Origin of the sequence: Thalassobacillus cyri (assembly GCF_900107755.1) — a bacterium.
GTDB lineage: Bacteria > Bacillota > Bacilli > Bacillales > Halobacillaceae > Thalassobacillus > Thalassobacillus cyri.
On record NZ_FNQR01000004.1, the window covers coordinates 297,512 to 317,788 of the forward strand.

The following is a 20,277-nucleotide window of genomic DNA, read 5'->3' on the forward strand; positions in this document are numbered from 1 at the left end:
GAGTCCGTACAAAAATAGAGTATAAAATCGCATGATTTTATACTCTATTTTTTAGTTTAAGTGAAATATTCAAACTTGCCTTCAGGAAGATATTTTTCAATGTATCCTTTAAGCGTTTCTTTCATATCCTCTTGTTCTTCTTTTTTATATACGTATTTGCCGATTCCATATTTCCCCCATTTATATTGTCGTTTTGTTTCATCCATCTCAAGTTTGCTCATGGGGTAGTTTTTTTGGATCGTCTTTTTAGCAGGCTGCGTAAAGCGATGCTGGATCAGTTCAAAGGTAAGGTCTTTTTTGGCGAAGGCAGGCAATTTGGCCTCCAGCTTTTCAAATAATTCACGGTAACCTTCTTTCCAATCGTCATACAAATAAATCGGTGCAATAATGAACCCTAAAGGGTAACCGGCGTTTGCTACTTTTACGGCGGCTTCAATCCGTTCATCCAGCCTGGAGGTTCCGGGTTCCAGGAACTTAATGACATAATCAGCGTTCATACTGAAGCGGAAGCGCGTCTTACCGTTATGCTTAGCATCCAATAAATGATCGACGTGGGCAAATTTAGTGACAAAACGGAGCTTTCCATATTCTGACTCTCCGAAGAATTCAATTGCCCTTTTTAGTGAGTGGGTTAAATGATCGATTCCTACGATATCGGAAGTACAGGAGGCTTCAAACCTTGTCGGTTCCGGAGCGCGCTCTTCCATATATTTGTTTGCTGATTCAAACACTTCTTCTACGTTAACGTAAGTGCGGATATATGGCTTGCTGCCCATCGTCGTCTGAAGATAACAATAGTGGCAATGACCCATACATCCGGTTGCTAATGGGATGGCATATTCAGCCGATGGTTTGGAAGTGTCGAACTTCAAAGTCTTTCTTACTCCAACGACAAGGGTGGATTTGGCTACGCGGTATTGCTGAAAGTGATTGTCTCCTGGCAGATTCCGGACATGGTTATGGGAGGTGGTTTCCCTTATTTCGATTCCCATATTCTCAAACTTTTCCTGGAGCTCTCTTCCAAGAGGGTATTCCAATGCCCTTGGCTCGATATAGACAAGTTGTGGTATGAATGGTTTCACCACTGGAGGTCACTCCCGCCAAAATGATCAGCGTATGCCTGTTCCGCTTCTGCTTCCGAACGATATACAGCGATTTCCTCGGTCAGCGGATAATAGGTTTCGTATAAAAAGAGAGCAAGCTGTTCTGGTTCTTCCGGATTACGGACTACGGCTGCTTCCTGAATATTTGCTACGTTTTGCGTATGTGGATTACGATAGATGACATAAACGATTTCACCTGCATACAGCGATTGCTGCGGGTCATGAATTTCCATAAAGATACACCAGCCTTTTCCGTCTTTTTTTCATTATCCCTCCTAGAATATCGATTATGAACGATTACTCATGGTAAAATATTCCGCCATCCTTAAATAATCGTTTTTTTCCATGTTATTTGGAAAAAATGCTACAATAGGGTACAGTGATTGAGATGATATAAGAGGAGGCTACGATATGTCGAAAGTTCGCACCCAGGACTTATTAGACAGATTCGAACTAGAATTGGTGACGGGCGAGGACGGCGTCCATCGTGAAATACATACGAGTGATATCTCCAGACCGGGAGTCGAGATGACCGGTTATTTCAAATTTTATCCTAAGGAGCGGTTGCAGCTGCTTGGGAAAACGGAATTATCTTATTTCAATGAACTGAGTACAGAAGAGCGTAAAGACCGGACAGAAAAACTATGTACAGATGTCACGCCCGGCATCGTCATTACCCGGGGCATGGATATCCCACCTGAACTGATTGAATCCGCAAGAGAAGCTGGTGTGCCGCTGATGCGTTCTCCTTATAAAACGACAAGGGTCATCAGCAGGCTGACCAATTATCTTGAGACGAAGTTTGCGCCATTTACAGCCATTCATGGTGTCCTGGTCGATATTTACGGTATCGGTGTCCTGATTACCGGTCAAAGCGGAGTGGGTAAAAGTGAAACTGCGCTTGAGCTGGTAAAACGCGGGCATCGCCTTGTGGCTGACGACAGTGTGGAAATTCGCCAGGAAGACTTCGATACATTGATTGGAAACAGTCCTCCTCTGATAGAACACCTGTTAGAAATCCGCGGACTTGGCATCATTAATGTCATGACTTTATTCGGGGCCGGGGCAGTTCGTAACTACAAACGGATTTCCATTGTGATGAATTTGGAATTATGGGATCCGAAGAAACAATATGATCGTTTAGGATTAGATGAAGAAAAAATGAAAATCATGGATGTGGAAATACCGAAAGCGACGATTCCTGTACGGCCGGGGAGGAACCTGGCTGTCATCATCGAAGTGGCAGCGATGAATTTCCGGTTGAAGCGAATGGGAGTTAATGCGGCAGAAGAATTTTCACAGCGATTGACGAACGTTATCGATCGCGATAAGCACATGGAAGAGTAAGGAGGAGTTTATGTGTCATGTAGCGCTGAAGCCCTGGACCGGGTATTTTTACAGTTGGGACCTTTGTCCATCTACTGGTATGGAGTCATTATTGCCGCTGGTGCGTATTTAGGTCTCTGGCTGGCTGTTCGGGAAACGGAGCGGCTGGGATTGAAAAAGGATTTAATGATTGATGCAGTCGTCATCGCTATCCCGGTAGCTATTATTTCTGCAAGAATCTACTATGTTATTTTTGAATGGGAACGTTATGCGGGAAGTTCTTTGTTGAACATATTTGCCATTTGGGAAGGCGGTATCGCCATTCATGGTGCTTTGATTGGTTCTGTGATTACAGCAATCGTTTATGCCCGAGTGAAAAAAGTATCTGTATGGATGCTGCTGGATATTGCAGCTCCAAGTATCATTTTGGGACAAGCGATTGGGCGCTGGGGTAACTTCATGAACCAGGAAGCTCATGGAGGACCAGTATCAGAAAGTTTTTATAATAACTTCATGCAATACCTTCCTGAATTTATAACAAACCAAATGTGTATCGGGGGCACGATGTACCACCCGACATTTTTATATGAATCCACCTGGAATATCCTCGGGTTCATATTGCTGCTCGTATTACGTCGTTATAATCCGCTCCGAGGTGAAATTTTCCTGAGCTATGTAATCTGGTATTCTGTAGGACGTTTCTTTATCGAAGGACTCCGGACAGATAGTCTTTACCTGGTGGGAGAAATCCGCACAGCCCAGGCTATTTCCATCGTACTCGTGATTGCCGGTATTACAGCAATCATTTTCCGCCGCAAAACGAAAATGGCGGACAAACATTATAATGGGAAGAAAGCGTAAGTAAGGAGGAGGAACAGTGACAGGCATCATCGCGAGAGGTATAAAACAAGGATTGTCTGTGTCATGGACTTTAGGAAAAGTGATTTTTCCTGTGACATTGATTGTCACTATCCTCCGGTTCACCCCGGTTTTGCCATGGGCAATGGAAAAAATAGCTCCGTTCATGGCGTGGCTGGGGTTATCAGGAGAAGCGGCTGTGCCGCTTGTGTTAGGTAACTTTTTGAATTTATATGCCGGCATCGCAGCAATCATTTCGTTTGATTTCACGGTAAAAGAAGTCTTCATTCTTGCGGTAATGATGTCTTTCTCCCATAATTTGCTGATTGAATCTACCGTCGCCTCCAGGGTTGGTGTCAGCTGGTGGTACGTCATCGGCTTCCGCATCACTCTTGCGCTTTTAGCCGCGTTGGTGATCAATTTGGTATGGAAAGGCGGCGGTGAATTGGCCGACTATGGTCTGGCGCCACAACAGCAAGCGGCTCCAGACGGCTGGTTCGAAATCATATTGCAGGGCCTGCAGACAGCATCTATGGGGGTCTTACAATTGGTTCTTATCGTCCTGCCCTTGATGGTGTTTATGCAATATTTAAGAGAAAAAGGCTGGCTTGATATTTTTTCTGGATGGGTAGCACCAGCAACCAAATTTCTAGGGATGGAACGTAACACCTCTATGACATTGGTCGCAGGGCTGACCATTGGATTAGCTTACGGGGCAGGAATGATGATCCAGGCTGTGAAAGAAGACGGTGTATCAAAAAAAGATATGTATCTGGCAATGATCTTTCTTGTAGCTTGCCATGCAGTCGTGGAAGATACATTAATCTTTATACCACTAGGCATCCCGGTTTGGCCGCTGCTTGCATTCCGCCTGGTTACAGCCATCCTTTTAACAGCTGTAATAGGGTTTATATGGAACAGATTAGAACAGAAAAGAGAGGAACACATACATGAGCATAAATACAATACTCTTTGATTTAGATGGGACGCTGATTGACACAAACGAATTAATCATCGCATCTTTTTTGCATACGACAGAACAATATGGTGACAGGGTATATTCACGGGAAGAAATTATGAACTTCATCGGCCCACCGCTGCGGGAAAGTCTGGCACAAGTCGATGAAAACCGTGTGGAAGAAATGATTGTTACTTATCGCGAACATAATATGAAGCATCATGATGAATTAGTGGAAGCATATCCAACGGTCGTCGAAACAATGAAAATATTAAAGGAAAAGGGCTACAAATTAGGCATCGTTACAACCAAAATGCGTCAGACTGTTGAAATGGGCCTTAAGCTGACTGGATTAAAGGAACTATTTCCTGTAGTCGTTACGTTAGATGATGTGACTAACGCGAAACCTCATCCCGAACCAATCATCCAGGCATTGAACGCCCTTGAATCGACTGCTTCAGAGACTTTGATGGTAGGCGATAACACTCATGATATTCTAGCTGGACAAAATGCAGGAACCAAAACAGCCGGGGTTGCCTGGACGATCAAAGGAAAAGAAGTACTGGAAGAATTGGAGCCGGATTACATGTTAGCTGAGATGCGTGAGCTAATTGAAATCTTAGGGGGATGAGCCCATGCGCAAGACCGAACGGTACCGCATAGACAATGCCAATTCGCTGTGGCATATCTTTAAAACCGTACCATTTTGGAAGGTCGTAAAAAACTTCCTTGTCATCCAAATAGCAAGATACACCCCTTTTCTTGGTGTGAAAAACTGGCTTTACCGCACTTTCTTACGTATGGAAGTAGGAGAGCATACGGCTTTCGCGCTGATGGTCATGCTGGATGTCATGTTTCCCGAGAGAGTTTCTGTCGGAAAAAACAGCATCATAGGCTACAATACAACAATCCTTGCTCATGAATATTTAATCAAAGAATATCGTCTTGGGGATGTCCGTATCGGGGATGAAGTAATGATAGGTGCCAATTCTACCATACTCCCAGGTGTTGAAATCGGCGACGGCGCTATCGTTTCAGCAGGCACACTGGTACATAAGGATGTACCAGCCGGCTGTTTTGTGGGTGGGAACCCCATGCAGGTCATTTACACCGAAAAAGAGTTACAGGCACGTATGCAGAAGGACGAGTTTTTCATGGAAGAGAGGGGCCAGAAGTATGATTGAACAAAGAATACTTCCGGCAGTCAAAAATATGAAAGACTTCGAGAAACTGCTGGAAAGCGACACAAACTACATTGTCTTATTAGATACCCGGATTGCTCTGTTGAAAAGCCTGGTCCGATACAGTAAAAAAACGGAAAAGAAAGTGTTTGTGCACACGGATCTGATTCAGGGACTTAAAACAGATGAATACGGCATGGAGTTCCTTGGCCAGGAGGTCAAGCCGGACGGTATCATCTCCACGCGGGCCAGTGTCATCCAACAGGCGAAAAAGTATAAAATGACAGCTATCCAGCGGATGTTCCTGATTGACAGTCACGCTATCGATCATAATCTGAAACTTATCCGGAAAACGAAGCCTGATTATGTCGAGCTTCTTCCGGGTGTCCTGCCAGAGCAAATAACAGCAATTAAAGAAGCAGTAGGGATTCCCATCATTGCTGGCGGGTTGATACGCAATCACCAGGAAGTCGATCAGGCTATTGAAGCTGGAGCGACAGCTATATCTACTTCACGCAGCGATTTATGGGATTTCTGATTCGCTGCTTTTTGCTGTCTCCTTGTTTTTCACTATAAAGACCCCGTTAAAAGTTGTTGTGGATATTTCCATAAGAGGCCTATTCAATTATATGGTCGTAAAGTCGAAGACTTTATTTCGAAATGTGTATCTGAATAGCGGTGCGGTGAGGAACGGCTCCCTTTCCGCGGGCATGCGCTGAGCCTCCTCAGACTTTGTCTTCTGGGCTCTCACCTGTCTTTTTCATCCCGCAGGGCTTTAGCTCGAGGAAGCTTGCCAGGTCTCCCGCAGGAAAGCAAGTCGTTTCACGAACCATCCCATTGCTCTCATGGTAACGGACCCCACTACCTCGAAACTGAGTCTTCATGTAAACGGGAGCTAACTGTGAAAGGAACAACGCGATTTTACAGAAAATTTATGAAAAGGGAGGAATTTTCGATGGAAACTTTCATTTTATCCCTGGATCAAGGGACCACCAGTTCCAGAGCTATTTTGTTCAATCATGATGGCGGCGTCGTGGAGACAGCCCAAAAGGAATTTCAACAATACTTTCCGAAACCAGGCTGGGTCGAACATGATGCAAATGAGATTTGGACATCAACACTCGCCTGTATTGCTGATGTGTTAAGAAAAGCCGAAGTCGAAGCAAATCAAATCGCAGGAATTGGGATCACCAATCAGCGTGAAACGACCGTGATTTGGGATAAAAAGACCGGCCGTCCGATTAATAAAGCAATCGTCTGGCAATCCCGTCAAACCCAGCAAATATGCAATGAACTTCGTGAACAAGGTCTTCAAGATACATTCCGCAACAAAACCGGACTGTTGCTTGATCCTTATTTTTCAGGAACGAAAGTGAAATGGATATTAGATAACGTCGATGGTGCGAGGGAGAAAGCTGACAAAGGGGAATTGATGTTTGGCACAATCGATTCCTGGCTGATTTATAAGCTCTCCGGCGGAAAAGAACATATCACAGACTATTCCAATGCTTCCCGTACATTGATGTACAACATTTATGATTTGAAGTGGGACGAAGAGCTATTAGATATTCTAAAAGTACCGAAAGACATGCTGCCGGAAGTGAAACCTTCTTCAGAAATTTATGGCCATACGGTAGATTACCACTTTTTTGGTGAACAAGTCCCGATTGCAGGTATAGCAGGAGATCAGCAGGCGGCGTTATTCGGGCAAGCTTGTTTTGAAAAAGGGATGGGCAAAAATACGTATGGAACCGGTGGTTTCTTATTGATGAATACTGGTGAAGAACCTGTTGTTTCAGAACATGGTTTACTGACAACTTTAGCATGGGGAGTCGACGGCAAGGTTGAATATGCGCTGGAAGGAAGTATTTTCGTTTCAGGTTCAGCAATCCTATGGTTGAGGGAAGGGCTGAGAATGATTGATAGCTCACCTCAAAGTGAGGATTTGGCGAAAAAGGTAGCTTCCACTGAGGGGGTTTATGTGGTTCCGGCCTTTGTCGGGCTGGGGACCCCTTATTGGGACAGTGAGGCCCGGGGTGCTGTGTTCGGATTGACAAGGGGAACGTCAAAAGAGCACTTCGTCCGCGCAACGCTTGAGTCTCTCGCCTATCAGACAAAAGACGTCGCAGATGCAATGGTAGAAGACTCAGGAATAGAATTGAAAAAACTCCGGGTCGATGGCGGTGCTGTTAAAAACGATTTTCTCATGCAGTTTCAGAGTGATATGCTTCAGGTACCGGTAGAACGTCCGAAAGTGAATGAAACTACTGCATTAGGTGCAGCATATCTGGCTGGACTAGCGATCGGTTTCTGGGATAACAAAGAGGAAATTGCTGCACAATGGGAAATGGATACAGTTTTCGAAACACAGATGGAAGAAGCGAAAAGCATTTCAATATACGAAGGCTGGCAAAAAGCGGTCGAAGCCGCTCGTGTATTTAAACCTTAAGTTCATATATATCAGTTGAATCAATGCTGTTCTGCTGCTATAATGAATGGAGAAGTTAATAAGATTCGGTTCGGAGAAACGGAGAGACCACGCTGCTTTATAGAACTATCTATAAAGTATGTTCGTGGTCTCTTTTTTTTATTTATCTATTCTATAGTAATACATGAAATGGTGGTTTAATGGGTAAATGAAGTACAGGAGGATTCCGGCCGGGTCATATAGTATCGTCAGAAGGAGAGTTGTAAAATGAGTCAATTTTCAAGTTATAAACGTCCAGAAACACTATCAAAAATGGCAGAAGAACGAATGGATGTCTTAATTATCGGGGGGGGCATTACCGGTTCTGGTATCGCCCTTGATGCCGCCTCCCGCGGAATGAAGACAGCGGTCGTGGAAATGCAGGATTTTGCTGCCGGCACTTCAAGCAGATCGACAAAATTGGTGCATGGCGGACTTCGATACTTGAAGCAGTTCGAGGTAAAAATGGTAGCTGAAGTCGGTAAGGAACGTGAGATAGTTTATGAAAACGGTCCCCATGTGACTACTCCTGAATGGATGATGCTGCCTTTCCATCAAGGTGGGAATTTCGGTCCCTTCTCCACGAGTCTGGGTCTTCGTGTTTATGATTATCTTGCCGGGGTTAAAAAGAAAGAGCGCCGGACGATGTTTTCTCCGGAAGAAGCGATTGAACGTGAACCGTTGATCAAACGGGAAAATTTGAAAGGTGCCGGATTTTATGTCGAATATAAAACAGACGATGCCAGATTGACGTTGGAAGTCATGAAAAAAGCTGTGGAGCATGGGGCTCTGGCTGCCAATTACGCCAAAGTGGTTGATTTTATATATAATGATGAAGGAAAAATCGATGGTGCTGTCGTCGAGGATCAAACAGACGGAACACACTATACCATTCGTGCAAAAAAAGTAATTAATGCAGGTGGTCCTTGGGTGGATCAGCTGCGTGAAATAGATGGGTCGAAAAAAGGGAAAACCCTGCATTTAACCAAAGGAGTGCACCTTGTTTTTGATGGAGAGCGCTTCCCACTGAAACAGGCGATGTATTATGATACACCAGATGGACGGATGGTATTCGCTATCCCGCGTAATGGTAAGACCTATGTAGGCACGACAGACACGGACTATGAAGGTGACATCGCTCACCCGACCATGACTGAAACAGACCGAACCTACTTGATCGAGTCGATCAACTATATGTTCCCGACAGTCGATATTACAGTTGAGGACGTGGAATCCAGCTGGGCCGGTCTTCGTCCGCTGATCCATGAAGAAGGTAAGGATCCTTCAGAAATATCACGTAAAGATGAAATTTTCATTTCTGATTCCGGTTTGATTTCCATGGCTGGTGGAAAACTTACGGGCTATCGCAAAATGGCACAAACCGTTATCGATCAAGTGCGCGATATGCTGATGGAAGAAGAAGGTATCCGCTATTCTGATTCTGAAACGAAGTCTATGCCGATTTCAGGCGGTGACGTCGGAGGTTCAAAAGGTTATGAAAAATTCTTAGGAGAAAAAACAAAGCAAGGGGTCAGTCTCGGGCTTCCGGAAGACGGCGCAAGAGAACTTGCGGACTTATATGGCTCCAATATAGATATCGTTTTTGATTATTATAAAAATGAAAACGAAGCCGCTGAGAAAGCAGGTATCGACCAAGTTGTCTTCGCTATGCTTCGATACGCGCTGGAATATGAACTTGCCTATCGACCAGTTGACTTTTTCGTCCGCCGTACAGGGGCGCTCTTCTTTGCTATTGAATGGGTACATGAGCATAAAGATGTCGTAATTGCTTATATGGCCAATGAACTGAACTGGAACGACACACAGAAAAAAGCTTATACCAAAGAATTAGAGCAACTATTGAAGGAAGCTGTTGAACCGACTGAACTTGTGATGGCTTAGGTGAAGGTATGATCCCTCCTTTTTTTAACAGGTGTGGTTAAGAGGGAAATCACGGTTTGCAGACTTATGACCAGTAAAAAAAAGTAATGCACGAAAACGTCCAGGATTTCTCCCTGGACGTTTCATTTTTTCCGTAACTTCCTTCATTAAAGCTCCAGATAACGGCAGAAGCTGCATCCAGCTCCAGCGCCTCCCCCCTCCTCGAGGTCTTAAGTCAATGCTCTCTGTGATTAGAAAAACTCTGCTTGTCGCCCAGATATTATGGCGAAAGCGCAAATGTTTCTTATACTTTAAATCTTTAATATAGTTAATTTGTTTTAACGTGCAAAAAACGTCACGGGGAGGCTTGGCTTAAGCTAGTCGAGGGTGAGCAAGGCGCTTACGCTTTTTTTCTAACGACTAAGAAAAACTGGGAAGAAGACAATAAATAGTGCAGACTGGACAATATATCGGAAAACTGGACAATAAAAGTTGGATCATACCCAGGAATCTTGTGCTGCTTTCTTATTTGCAGGTTCTAAACCATTTTGAAAAGGGAAAGGAAAGACAGCAGGTAATGTTTGACGCTCTATCTTTATTGCGTTATCATATTAGCAAGCTAAAGGATTACTTATAGATTTCTAATATAGAAAGGATGCACTCCATGGCTAAGCGGTTAATGTTTGAAAAGCCACTGGGAATGCGGGATACGCTTCCCTTTTTTTATAACCAGAAGAAAAAAGCCCGCGAGCTGTTGACAGAAGAGATCAGCAGGTTCGGCTATTTGTTTATGGATACACCATTTCTTGAATATTACGAGACAGTCGGTGAAGCAAGTGCGACCCTGGATCAGCAATTGTTCAAATTGCTCGATCAGCAAGGTCATTCGCTTGTGTTACGCCCGGACATGACGGCACCGATTGCGAGGGTCGCAGCGTCCCAATTGAAAAATGCGGAATTTCCGCTGCGGTTGGCATATGATGGACCCGTTTTCCGTGCTCAACAGACCGAGGGAGGCAAGCCTGCGCAATTCGAACAGGTTGGTACGGAACTGATCGGCGACCATTCTTCTTATGGTGACGCAGAAGTAATCGCCTTGTTGATCCGTTCGTTGCAGCGCGCTGGATTGGATGATTTTCAAATCACAATCGGGCATGTTGGATACGTCCGTTGCTTTTTCAAAGAAATCCTTGGAGATGACCCAGCCAATACAGAAGAATTAATGAGCTATCTTTACCGGAAGAATCACGTGGGGTACCAGGAAGCGGTAAGAGCACTGGCTGTAAGTGACGAGGCGAAAAGGTCTTTGATGGGATTGATGAAGCTTCGCGGAGAAGATGAAGTTTTCGATCAAAGTAAATCACTCGCCCGCAACCAGGAATGTCTGCAGGCAATCAACGAACTGAAGCAACTGTATAAGATGCTGAAGCAGTATGAGGTCGAGCAATATGTCAGTTTCGACCTTAACTTGATCAGCCATATGGACTATTATACAGGCATTCTTTTTGAAGGGTATGCTCCGAACCTTGGTTCGCTGTTATGCAATGGCGGTCGTTATGATAAATTGCTCCCTTCATTCCAGCTCAATGCATCTGCGACTGGTTTCGCCATCCGTCTTGAGCGTCTGGTAGAGGCCCTGGCGGCACAATCTGGGGAAGAACAGCGCATTGGCATTCTGGTCGATGATGATACATTTGCGGAGGGGTTAAAACAGGCGCAGGATCTGCGCTCAAAAGGAAAAAAAGTGTTACTTCAGCATGTCGATCAAGTACCGGATCTGCAGCAATTCAAAGCAGGTCTGGCTGAAGCAATCGATTTGACGACAGGAGGTGGCCGGGATGCATAAGCCATTGACGATCGCCATGCCAAAAGGGCGGATTTTTGAAGAAGCGGCAGAATTGATGAAAAAAGCGGGATATGATCTACTGGCGGAACAGGAGGAATCAAGAAAGCTGATCCTTGAATTCCCCGAACAGAATATACGGATCATGATGGCTAAGCCGATGGATGTCGTCACTTATGTGGAATACGGTACAGCCGATATCGGAATTGCAGGAAAAGATGTTTTACTAGAGCAGGACCGTGATGTATACGAGGTGCTGGATCTTGGAATTAGCCCTTGCTATATTGCCGTAGCTGGACTGCCGGATCAACCGCTTAGCAAAATCGCACCGAAAATAGCCACGAAGTACCCAAAAGTGGCATCCGACTATTTCCGTGAACAAGGGGAGCAAATTGAAATTATTCCCCTGAATGGTTCCATCGAAATAGCTCCATTGATTGGCCTCGCTGACCGTATTGTAGATATTGTATCGACAGGAAGGACACTGAAAGAGAACGGGCTGGTCGAATATGAAAAAATTGTCGGGATCACTTCCCGGATGATCGTCAATCCGGTAAGTTACCGGTTGAAAAGTAAAGAAATCGATGAGATGGTCAACCAGTTGAGTGAAGTGGTAGGGGAGGACTTCGTATGAAAATCTTAAAAAAAGATAAAGTTACCTCCTTTAAGCGCAGTGTCGATGCTGGTACAGAGGAACAAAGAGCGGCAGTCAAATCGATTATAGCCGATGTTAAACAACGAGGCGATGAAGCGATACGGCATTATACTGAAAAATTTGATGGGATTCATTTAGACAGCCTGAAAGTAGACAAGGATGAAATCAAGCAGGCATACAATCAAATCGATGCTGATCTGGTTACAATTTTAAAAGAAGCAGCTGAGAATATTAGGGATTTTCATGCCAAACAAAAATCGACTTCCTGGTTTGACACCCAGGCTGATGGTACGATTCTTGGCCAAAAAATCACTCCGATTGATGCTGCTGGTGTATACGTACCCGGAGGCACGGCGGCTTATCCATCTTCTGTATTCATGAATGTCATTCCCGCTCAGGTGGCGGGTGTGGAAAGAATTGCGATGATGACCCCTCCGGGACCAAATGGAGAGGTGCCAGCCGGTGTATTAGTAGCTGCTGACATCCTTGGTATCGATGAGATTTATAAAGTTGGCGGTGCCCAGGCAGTGGCGGGCCTTGCTTATGGGACGGAAACGATATCCCCTGTCGATAAAATCGTTGGACCAGGCAATGTTTTTGTAGCACTTGCCAAACGAGAAGTTTTTGGTGATGTCGCCATCGATATGATTGCAGGTCCAAGTGAAATCGCAGTTCTTGCAGATGAGTCAGCTGAAGCACAGCAAGTGGCAGCAGACCTGCTTTCCCAGGCTGAGCATGATGCCCGGTCATCGAGTGTTTTGGTGACCACTAGCGGCACATTGGCAGAAGCAGTCCATTCAGCCGTGGAGCAGCAGCTCCAAACTCTGCCGCGGGAAGAGATTGCAAGGAAAAGTATAGAAGACTATGGAGCTATCATTGTGTGCGATACAATGAATGAAGCAGAAGATGTGATCAACCTCATCGCTCCTGAACATCTGGAAGTAGTAACTGGTTCTCCGTTTGAACAGTTGGCGAAAATCAAACATGCCGGAGCGATCTTCCTTGGAAAATATAGCAGTGAACCAATCGGTGATTACTTTGCCGGACCGAATCATGTCTTGCCTACAAACGGTACGGCTCGATTTTCCAGTCCGTTGAATGTCGATGATTTTGTAAAGAAATCCAGTGTGATATCTTATAGTCAACAAGCTTGGGAGCAAAATCATAAGAAAATTGCCCGTTTTGCCCGGCTGGAGGGATTAGAAGCTCATGCGCGAGCAGTCGAGGCACGGAAGGAGAACAAGTGATGAGTAACAAACGTACCGCAGCAATCGAACGGAAAACGAGAGAAACAGACATCAGTCTGACAATCAGCCTGGATGGGACCGGTCAACAAGAGCTCGATGTCCAGGTCCCATTCCTATCCCATATGCTGGAGTTATTTTCTAAACATGGATTATTTGACTTGACGATAAAAGGGCATGGCGATATCGAAGTCGATGACCATCATACGACTGAGGATATCGGGATTTGTCTTGGTCAGGCTTTTCGTGAAGCGGTAGGGGACAAAGCCGGCATTAAACGTTATGGCTCCATGACGTTACCGATGGATGAAACACTGGTCACCGTAGCTGTCGATTTAAGTGACCGTCCACATTTGGAATGGAAAGCTGCCATTCCATCCGCAAAGATCGGTACATTTGATACAGAAAATGTCCATGAATTTTTTTGGAAGTTTGCGCTTGAAGCAAGGATCAATCTACATATTGTCGTCCATCATGGCCATAACAGTCATCACATCGTTGAGGCGATGTTCAAAGCGATGGCCCGTGCACTGGATGAAGCGACACAAATTGATCCGAGAATACAAGGAGTACCAAGTACGAAGGGAAGTCTTTGATTATGATTGGTATCATCGATTATGGTATGGGGAACCTGTTCAGTGTTTCAAAAGCATTAGAGCGATTGGAAGTTCCTTATAAATTCGGAGAGCGTCCAGAGCAGATTGCTGACTGCGACGGTTATATCCTCCCAGGTGTCGGAGCTTTTCCTGATGCTGTCAAAGCTTTGCAGAAGCATGGCTTTGTTGAATTCATCAAAGAAAAAGCATCTGAGGGTGTGCCGCTATATGGTATCTGTCTTGGGATGCAGTTGTTATTTGAAGAAAGTGAAGAAAATCAATTGACGAAAGGACTTGGACTTCTTCCAGGCAGGATTGTCAGGTTTCCGGGTATCGATGAAGGGGGCCGCTCCTATAAAGTTCCACATATGGGCTGGAACCGGCTTGATATCAAGCAGACTGACCATCCGTTGTTGGAAGGGATTGGCGATGACTATGTCTATTTCGTCCATTCCTATTACGTTTATACAGAAGACAAATCTGTTTTACTGGCTACAGCGGATTATCATGTAGAAGTACCAGGAATCGTAGGCAGGGGCTCATTATATGCCAGTCAATTTCACCCGGAAAAAAGCAGCAAGGCAGGTATGCAGCTGTTAGAGAATTTTTGCAAAAAGATAGTACCGGATCAAGGAGGAGTACAAGCATGAGCTTTACAGTTTACCCGGCCATTGACATGCGTAATGGTAAATGTGTCAGATTGGAGCAAGGGGATTTTGATAAAGAAACGGTGTATGGAGAAAATCCGTTTGAGGTAGCGAAAAGCTTTGCCAAAGCTGGAGCGAGCTGGATTCATATGGTTGATCTTGATGGAGCAAAAGAAGGAAGCAGACAAAATGCAGAGCATGTCATTCGAGTGGCTAAAGAGCTATCATGTTCCGTGCAAATCGGCGGCGGCATCCGTTCCGAAGAGGATGTCCGCTTTTATTTGGATCAAGGTGTCGACAGGGTGATCATCGGTTCACTCGCTATTCGTGACTTGAAGTTGACGAAAGAGCTGTTGACGAAATTCAGGCACAAAATTGCCATCGGCCTTGATGCCCGTGATGGTTACGTGGCAACCGATGGCTGGCTTGAACGTTCAGAAGTAACTGCGGTCTCACTCGGAAAAGAGCTTGCTGAAGCCGGGGCCTCAACATTCATCTATACGGATATTGCTAAAGACGGGATGCTCTCCGGGCCAAATACAAAAGAAATTGTACGGCTGGCTGAAGAGACAAATACAAATGTTATCGCTTCAGGCGGTATCAAAGGGCTGGGGGACTTACGTGAATTAAAAAAGTATCAGTCCAGCCAGGTTGTTGGTTCGATCGTCGGGAAAGCTCTTTATACAAATCAATTCTCTCTCGAAGAAGCGCTGAAGGAGGAAGAATAGATGCTGGCGAAACGAATCATTCCTTGTCTTGATGTCAAAGAAGGAAGAGTTGTAAAAGGTATTCAATTTGTAGAAATTCGTGACGCCGGGGATCCGGTTGAACTGGCGAAGGTATACGATGAGCAAGGTGCAGACGAACTCGTATTTTTAGATATTTCCGCCAGCCATGAGGGAAGGAAGACGATGATTGATGTTGTCCGCCAGGTTGCTTCCGAATTAGCCATTCCCTTTACCGTGGGAGGCGGCATTGGGTCATTAGAGGATATCCGGGCGATACTTCGAGCTGGTGCCGATAAGGTTTCGCTCAATTCAGCTGCTGTAAGAAGGCCCGACTTAATCAAAGAAAGTTCGGATTATTTCGGAACCCAGTGCATCGTAGTTGCCATTGATGCCAGGTTTGATTCCGAAGTGGATACATGGCGTGTTTATACCCACGGCGGCCGTAAACCGACCGAATGGCTATTGGAAGACTGGGCAAAAGAAGCGGTTCGGCTGGGTGCCGGCGAAATTCTATTGACTTCTATGAACCAGGATGGGGAAAAGACAGGCTTTGATCTGCCAATGCTAAAGGCCGTTCAAAAAGTAGTCAATGTCCCTGTTATCGCTTCCGGAGGGGCAGGTTCTGCTGAACATTTTAACCAGGTTTTTAAGGAATCAGATGTTGATGCAGCATTAGCTGCGTCGATTTTTCATTATAAAGAAACATCCGTCCAACGAGTAAAGGATTACCTTTCAGAAAAAGGAGTGGTCGTGCGATGAATATTGAACAGATTCAATTTGACGATAAAGGCCTGGTTCCAGCAATTGTACAGGATGCACGTAGTAAATCAGTGCTGACACTTGCCTATATGAATAAAGAGTCACTGGAGAAAACATTGGAAACGCATGAAACGGTATTTTACAGTCGTTCCCGTCAGGAACTATGGCATAAAGGAGAGACTTCCGGCAATACCCAGAAAGTTACCAGCATCGATTATGACTGCGATCAGGATGCACTGCTTGTACAAGTAATACCGAATGGGCCCGCTTGTCATAAGGGGGACTACAGTTGCTTCTCTGAATCATTGGTCCCTGGAGAATCAGTTCCTAAAGAAAACCGGTATGAAATTCTCGACCGATTGCTAACCATCCTTGCTGATAGGAAAGCCACACAACCGGAAGGGTCGTATACAAGTAAGCTTTTCCAGGAGGGTGTCGACCGGATTGCTAAAAAAATCGGGGAAGAAGCGGGAGAAGTCATTATTGCAGCTAAAAATAATGATCCCGAAGAACTGTCAATGGAGTCAGCAGACTTGCTGTTTCACTTGTTAATACTGCTTACTGATCGTAACGTATCGATTGACCAGGTACTTGGAGTCTTAGAGAAACGGCATAGTAAATAATACAAGTATCATATTTACTGTTTTTGTCAAAAAACCTCTATATCCCCAGAATCATCTGTGTTATACTGTCATACGTACTGAAACGGTGATAGGAGGATATGGATGCCTACTTCCAAGAATGCAGCCACAGGAAATTCGAATAATAACGTGATTCCTTTTGTAGCAGACGGGGAATTTTATTTCAGTTATGGTGTACAGGCATTTCAAAAGCGGAATTTTGTAATGGCTGTTAAATGGCTGAAGAAAGCGATAGAAAAGTCCCCGCGCGAGCCACTCTACGCTTGCCAATTGGCTGTGGTTCACACAGAGCAAGGCTCCTATCATAAAGCGAACCAATTATTGACCGAGGTATTATCGGTATTCGGCAAAGAGTATGTGGATTGTTATTATTTGATAGCCAATAACTATGCACACCTCGGTTTATTCAAAGATGCCAAAAAATACGCGGAAACCTATTTAGCGAAGACGCAGCAGGGAGATTTCAAAGAGGCTGCTGAGCAATTATTAGAATTGGTCACTTCCTTAGAAGAAGATGATGAGGATGAGTGGACCCTTGAAGATGAAGACGAACTGCTTATATACCAGGAGACAGCTCTCCACCATATTCAGCATCAAGAATGGGAAGAAGCAATAGCCTTGCTGGAAGAAATGATGCAGATGTTTCCTGATTATACAGCAGCAAAGCATGAATATACCTACGCCTTATTTCATCATGGAGATGAAAAAGGGGCGATCGAATTGGAGCAACAATGGTTAGAACAGCAGCCTGATAATCTGCACAGCCATGTCAATTTAGCAATATTCTATAAAGAACGTAATGATGCTCGTAGTGATGACCATATCGAGATGGTGAAAAAGATTTTCCCGATACATGATCATCAGAAGCTTTATATTGCCCAGGCATTGACACGAACAGGCCATTACCGTGAAGCATGCGAGCGGTTCCAATCGATCCGATCGAAGGATGTTAAGCGGACGAAGAACTTCTATAAGTGGCACAGCATAGCATCCTATCATACCGGAAAACCTGCCAAGGCTTTGCATTTATGGGAAGAAGGTTGTAAAAAGTATCCGGAATTGAGCGAGGAAGGTGGTCCTTGGAATGCTTCTTGAGGTGTTTCTGGGGAGATGACGTTCCGTATATACCCTGGTGAGCATATTAATAGACGCAGGAGACTCAATTTTATAGGATGATAGTATGAAAACTGACAGTTCGAGTCAATGTATATTAGGGGGCTGAATAGAAATGGAAGAGCATATTTATGATGTAATTATCGCAGGTGCAGGGCCGGCTGGTATGACAGCTGCCGTATACACTTCACGTGCGAATTTAGATACGCTGATGATTGAACGGGGAATTCCTGGCGGTCAGATGGCGAATACAGAAGATGTGGAGAATTACCCAGGTTACGAAAGTATCCTCGGACCGGATCTTTCTAACAAAATGTTTGAACATGCGAAGAAATTTGGTGCGGAGTATGCTTATGGGGATATCAAAGAAATCATAGATGGAAAAGAATATAAAACAGTCGTAGCAGGAAATAAAGAATATAAAGCACGTGCGGTCATCATAGGAACCGGTGCTAAATATAAGGAAATCGGTGTGCCTGGTGAAAAAGAACTGGGCGGACGCGGTGTATCCTATTGTGCGGTATGTGATGGAGCATTTTTCCGCGATAAAGAGCTTGTCGTAATTGGTGGCGGAGATTCTGCTGTCGAGGAAGGGGTCTACCTGACTCGCTTCGCAAGCAAAGTGACTATCGTGCACCGTCGTGATGAACTGAGGGCGCAGCCGATATTACAGCAGCGAGCGTTTGATAATGAAAAAGTGGAATTCGTATGGGATACTGTGCTGAAGTCCATCAATGATAAGGATGGAAAAGTAGGAAGTGTCACCCTTTACAACAAAAAAACAGAAGAAGAGTACGAATTCGATACAGATGGGGTGTTCATCTATATCGGAATGATTCCTTTAAGCGATCCATTCGCCAGCCTTGGTATTACTAATGATCAAGGGTATATTCCAACCGATGATAATATGGAAACGAAAATTCCTGGAATTTTTGCCGCTGGAGATATCCGTGAGAAAACGTTGCGACAAATTGTTACTGCAACCGGCGATGGTAGTATCGCTGCTCAATCTGCGCAGCATTATATCGAAAACCTGATGGAGGAACTGAAGGTTGTCAATAAATAAGCTGTAATGGTTGGTGTGCGGGCATATGTGCAGGACTCTAAAAATAGTAATTGCATCTTAATTCTCCTGTAACACGCATGAAACAATTGTGGGGTATACTATAATTAATAATTGACCCCCTTTTAATAGATAGATCTATTAAGCACAGGTGCCTAGCCACCTGTGCATTTTTTTGGTTGTCGCTGCTAAATATCATTATTGAACTTACAGTTAAAGCTCCCGTTTGCTGAACATTGGTTTCGTTACATTAAATGATGGCGGATGGGCTCTGGGAAACCACTCCCTTTCCGTGGACGTACGGTGAGCTTCCTCAGGCGAGGCCCCGCAAGGCAAAGCCTGAGGAGACTCAGCACCCACCCACAGGAAAGAAATGAATGCGTAATCGCCTTGGGAGACACGACACGCATAAGCAGAACAGCAAAAGGGAAGGCCTCTTTCATCCCGTTGATGGGCTGCTTATGTCGCGAGTATCTAGGCGATGAAGCTGGAAAGCGAATCGTTTCCCAGCCGCCCTTACTCCTGACTCGGCAACGGACCCAAAGTATCTCGAAATCAAGTCTTTGACTTTTCGGCCTTATTGTTGAATAAGGCTTTTATAAAAATAACACCAAAGAACCTTTTGGTTTATTAATAAAGCTTGCATCATTGTGGGACGAATCCCATTCATTGTATAATAGTAAAAGATGTCCTCGAATAAGGATGAGGTGACGTAATTGCAACGAGTGACGAATTGTATTTTACACATAGACGATAAGATTTTAATGTTAAAAAAGCCAAGAAGAGGTTGGTATGTAGCCCCAGGCGGCAAGATGGAGCCAGGAGAATCGATCAAAGATTCGGCTGTCAGAGAGTTCAAAGAAGAAACAGGATTATCCATTCAAAATCCCAAAATGAAAGGCTCCTTTACTTTTATAATCCGTGACGGAGAAGAAACGGTGCAAGAGTGGATGATGTTCACTTTCTATTGCAGGGACTATAAAGGAGCGCTCTTGGAAGAAAGTGAAGAAGGAGAGCTGGAGTGGGTGCATATCGATGATGTATTGGGTAAGCCGATGGCTGAAGGAGATCGCCATATTTTTAACCATATCTTAACAAGCGATGAGCAAATCTATGGGACATTTGTGTACACACCTGACTATCAGCTGCTCGACATCGATCTCGATCCGACCGATCCTGAATAACGATCAGTATTACGGAGTAAAAGTTTAGAT

21 protein-coding genes are annotated in these 20,277 nt (G+C 44.7%); 19 read left to right on the forward strand and 2 right to left on the reverse strand.

What is annotated here, in order from left to right; translation table 11 throughout:
- Positions 1-56 precede the first annotated feature (56 nt).
- Together splB and BLV00_RS07215 are read right to left on the reverse strand one after the other, a co-directional pair.
- On the reverse strand, positions 57-1,085 hold the full coding sequence (gene splB / locus BLV00_RS07210) for a spore photoproduct lyase (RefSeq protein ID WP_093043897.1): 1,029 nt from the start codon (positions 1,083-1,085) through the stop codon (positions 57-59).
- A complete protein-coding gene (locus BLV00_RS07215) occupies positions 1,079-1,336 on the reverse strand; it encodes a transcriptional regulator SplA domain-containing protein (RefSeq protein ID WP_093043899.1) in 258 nt (85 codons plus the stop codon). The genes splB and BLV00_RS07215 overlap by 7 nt, the downstream gene beginning before the upstream one ends.
- Before the next feature lie 178 nt (positions 1,337-1,514).
- Here BLV00_RS07215 and hprK point away from each other — a divergent pair, with 178 nt between their 5' ends.
- From hprK to BLV00_RS07315, 19 genes are all read left to right on the forward strand, one after another.
- Complete coding sequence (gene hprK, locus BLV00_RS07220; protein ID WP_093043901.1) at positions 1,515-2,450, forward strand: HPr(Ser) kinase/phosphatase; 936 nt, start codon at positions 1,515-1,517, stop codon at positions 2,448-2,450.
- A gap of 12 nt (positions 2,451-2,462) precedes the next feature.
- A complete protein-coding gene (gene lgt, locus BLV00_RS07225) occupies positions 2,463-3,290 on the forward strand; it encodes a prolipoprotein diacylglyceryl transferase (RefSeq protein WP_093043903.1) in 828 nt (275 codons plus the stop codon).
- A 16-nt stretch (positions 3,291-3,306) separates the two neighbouring features.
- The gene (locus BLV00_RS07230; RefSeq protein ID WP_093043905.1) at positions 3,307-4,263 is read left to right on the forward strand and encodes a nucleoside recognition domain-containing protein; all 957 of its coding nucleotides are present in this window, start codon (positions 3,307-3,309) and stop codon (positions 4,261-4,263) included.
- Positions 4,238-4,876: a pyrophosphatase PpaX gene (ppaX, locus tag BLV00_RS07235; RefSeq protein WP_093043907.1), complete on the forward strand. Its 639-nt coding sequence runs from the start codon at positions 4,238-4,240 to the stop codon at positions 4,874-4,876. Before BLV00_RS07230 ends, ppaX begins: the two co-directional genes overlap by 26 nt.
- Before the next feature lie 4 nt (positions 4,877-4,880).
- Positions 4,881-5,429: an acyltransferase gene (locus BLV00_RS07240; RefSeq protein WP_093043909.1), complete on the forward strand. Its 549-nt coding sequence runs from the start codon at positions 4,881-4,883 to the stop codon at positions 5,427-5,429.
- The gene (locus BLV00_RS07245; RefSeq protein ID WP_093043911.1) at positions 5,422-5,964 is read left to right on the forward strand and encodes a glycerol-3-phosphate responsive antiterminator; all 543 of its coding nucleotides are present in this window, start codon (positions 5,422-5,424) and stop codon (positions 5,962-5,964) included. The genes BLV00_RS07240 and BLV00_RS07245 overlap by 8 nt, the downstream gene beginning before the upstream one ends.
- Before the next feature lie 417 nt (positions 5,965-6,381).
- Positions 6,382-7,875, forward strand: coding sequence for a glycerol kinase GlpK (gene glpK, locus BLV00_RS07250; protein WP_093043913.1), 1,494 nt, complete (start codon positions 6,382-6,384; stop codon positions 7,873-7,875).
- Between the two features lie 246 nt (positions 7,876-8,121).
- Positions 8,122-9,795 carry a glycerol-3-phosphate dehydrogenase/oxidase gene (locus BLV00_RS07255; RefSeq protein ID WP_093043915.1) on the forward strand — a complete coding sequence of 558 codons (1,674 nt, stop codon included), beginning with the start codon at positions 8,122-8,124 and terminating at the stop codon, positions 9,793-9,795.
- 643 nt (positions 9,796-10,438) lie between these two features.
- Entirely contained in the window at positions 10,439-11,620 is a 1,182-nt protein-coding gene (locus tag BLV00_RS07265) for an ATP phosphoribosyltransferase regulatory subunit (protein ID WP_093043919.1), read from the forward strand.
- The gene (hisG, locus tag BLV00_RS07270; protein WP_093043921.1) at positions 11,613-12,251 is read left to right on the forward strand and encodes an ATP phosphoribosyltransferase; all 639 of its coding nucleotides are present in this window, start codon (positions 11,613-11,615) and stop codon (positions 12,249-12,251) included. The genes BLV00_RS07265 and hisG overlap by 8 nt, the downstream gene beginning before the upstream one ends.
- The gene (gene hisD / locus BLV00_RS07275) at positions 12,248-13,519 is read left to right on the forward strand and encodes a histidinol dehydrogenase (protein ID WP_093043923.1); all 1,272 of its coding nucleotides are present in this window, start codon (positions 12,248-12,250) and stop codon (positions 13,517-13,519) included. The genes hisG and hisD overlap by 4 nt, the downstream gene beginning before the upstream one ends.
- A complete protein-coding gene (hisB, locus tag BLV00_RS07280; protein ID WP_093043925.1) occupies positions 13,519-14,112 on the forward strand; it encodes an imidazoleglycerol-phosphate dehydratase HisB in 594 nt (197 codons plus the stop codon). Before hisD ends, hisB begins: the two co-directional genes overlap by 1 nt.
- A 2-nt stretch (positions 14,113-14,114) precedes the next feature.
- Positions 14,115-14,762 (forward strand): imidazole glycerol phosphate synthase subunit HisH, encoded by a 648-nt coding sequence (hisH, locus tag BLV00_RS07285; RefSeq protein ID WP_093043927.1) that lies wholly within the window; start codon positions 14,115-14,117, stop codon positions 14,760-14,762.
- Complete coding sequence (gene hisA, locus BLV00_RS07290; protein WP_093043929.1) at positions 14,759-15,487, forward strand: 1-(5-phosphoribosyl)-5-[(5-phosphoribosylamino)methylideneamino]imidazole-4-carboxamide isomerase; 729 nt, start codon at positions 14,759-14,761, stop codon at positions 15,485-15,487. Before hisH ends, hisA begins: the two co-directional genes overlap by 4 nt.
- Positions 15,488-16,246, forward strand: a complete 759-nt coding sequence (gene hisF, locus BLV00_RS07295; RefSeq protein ID WP_093043931.1) for an imidazole glycerol phosphate synthase subunit HisF — start codon at positions 15,488-15,490, stop codon at positions 16,244-16,246.
- Positions 16,243-16,869 carry a bifunctional phosphoribosyl-AMP cyclohydrolase/phosphoribosyl-ATP diphosphatase HisIE gene (gene hisIE, locus BLV00_RS07300; protein WP_093043933.1) on the forward strand — a complete coding sequence of 209 codons (627 nt, stop codon included), beginning with the start codon at positions 16,243-16,245 and terminating at the stop codon, positions 16,867-16,869. The genes hisF and hisIE overlap by 4 nt, the downstream gene beginning before the upstream one ends.
- A gap of 102 nt (positions 16,870-16,971) precedes the next feature.
- On the forward strand, positions 16,972-17,982 hold the full coding sequence (locus BLV00_RS07305; protein ID WP_093043935.1) for a tetratricopeptide repeat protein: 1,011 nt from the start codon (positions 16,972-16,974) through the stop codon (positions 17,980-17,982).
- Positions 17,983-18,115: 133 nt separating this feature from the next.
- Positions 18,116-19,066, forward strand: coding sequence for a thioredoxin-disulfide reductase (gene trxB, locus BLV00_RS07310; protein ID WP_093043937.1), 951 nt, complete (start codon positions 18,116-18,118; stop codon positions 19,064-19,066).
- Positions 19,067-19,779: 713 nt separating this feature from the next.
- Positions 19,780-20,247 (forward strand): NUDIX domain-containing protein, encoded by a 468-nt coding sequence (locus BLV00_RS07315; RefSeq protein ID WP_093043939.1) that lies wholly within the window; start codon positions 19,780-19,782, stop codon positions 20,245-20,247.
- Positions 20,248-20,277 lie beyond the last annotated feature (30 nt).

What these genes read in the sequence shown, in the direction of transcription:
- hprK (WP_093043901.1), top strand. Translation starts at nt 1,515, where the DNA reads ATGTCGAAAGTTCGCACCCAGGACTTATTAGACAGATTCGAACTAGAA.
- hisH (WP_093043927.1), top strand. Translation starts at nt 14,115, where the DNA reads ATGATTGGTATCATCGATTATGGTATGGGGAACCTGTTCAGTGTTTCA.
- BLV00_RS07305 (WP_093043935.1), top strand. Translation starts at nt 16,972, where the DNA reads ATGCCTACTTCCAAGAATGCAGCCACAGGAAATTCGAATAATAACGTG.
- BLV00_RS07255 (WP_093043915.1), top strand. Translation starts at nt 8,122, where the DNA reads ATGAGTCAATTTTCAAGTTATAAACGTCCAGAAACACTATCAAAAATG.
- BLV00_RS07215 (WP_093043899.1), bottom strand. Translation starts at nt 1,336, where the DNA reads ATGGAAATTCATGACCCGCAGCAATCGCTGTATGCAGGTGAAATCGTT.
- BLV00_RS07240 (WP_093043909.1), top strand. Translation starts at nt 4,881, where the DNA reads ATGCGCAAGACCGAACGGTACCGCATAGACAATGCCAATTCGCTGTGG.
- hisG (WP_093043921.1), top strand. Translation starts at nt 11,613, where the DNA reads ATGCATAAGCCATTGACGATCGCCATGCCAAAAGGGCGGATTTTTGAA.
- glpK (WP_093043913.1), top strand. Translation starts at nt 6,382, where the DNA reads ATGGAAACTTTCATTTTATCCCTGGATCAAGGGACCACCAGTTCCAGA.
- ppaX (WP_093043907.1), top strand. Translation starts at nt 4,238, where the DNA reads ATGAGCATAAATACAATACTCTTTGATTTAGATGGGACGCTGATTGAC.
- hisF (WP_093043931.1), top strand. Translation starts at nt 15,488, where the DNA reads ATGCTGGCGAAACGAATCATTCCTTGTCTTGATGTCAAAGAAGGAAGA.
- BLV00_RS07245 (WP_093043911.1), top strand. Translation starts at nt 5,422, where the DNA reads ATGATTGAACAAAGAATACTTCCGGCAGTCAAAAATATGAAAGACTTC.
- BLV00_RS07265 (WP_093043919.1), top strand. Translation starts at nt 10,439, where the DNA reads ATGGCTAAGCGGTTAATGTTTGAAAAGCCACTGGGAATGCGGGATACG.
- hisIE (WP_093043933.1), top strand. Translation starts at nt 16,243, where the DNA reads ATGAATATTGAACAGATTCAATTTGACGATAAAGGCCTGGTTCCAGCA.
- hisD (WP_093043923.1), top strand. Translation starts at nt 12,248, where the DNA reads ATGAAAATCTTAAAAAAAGATAAAGTTACCTCCTTTAAGCGCAGTGTC.
- trxB (WP_093043937.1), top strand. Translation starts at nt 18,116, where the DNA reads ATGGAAGAGCATATTTATGATGTAATTATCGCAGGTGCAGGGCCGGCT.
- hisB (WP_093043925.1), top strand. Translation starts at nt 13,519, where the DNA reads ATGAGTAACAAACGTACCGCAGCAATCGAACGGAAAACGAGAGAAACA.
- hisA (WP_093043929.1), top strand. Translation starts at nt 14,759, where the DNA reads ATGAGCTTTACAGTTTACCCGGCCATTGACATGCGTAATGGTAAATGT.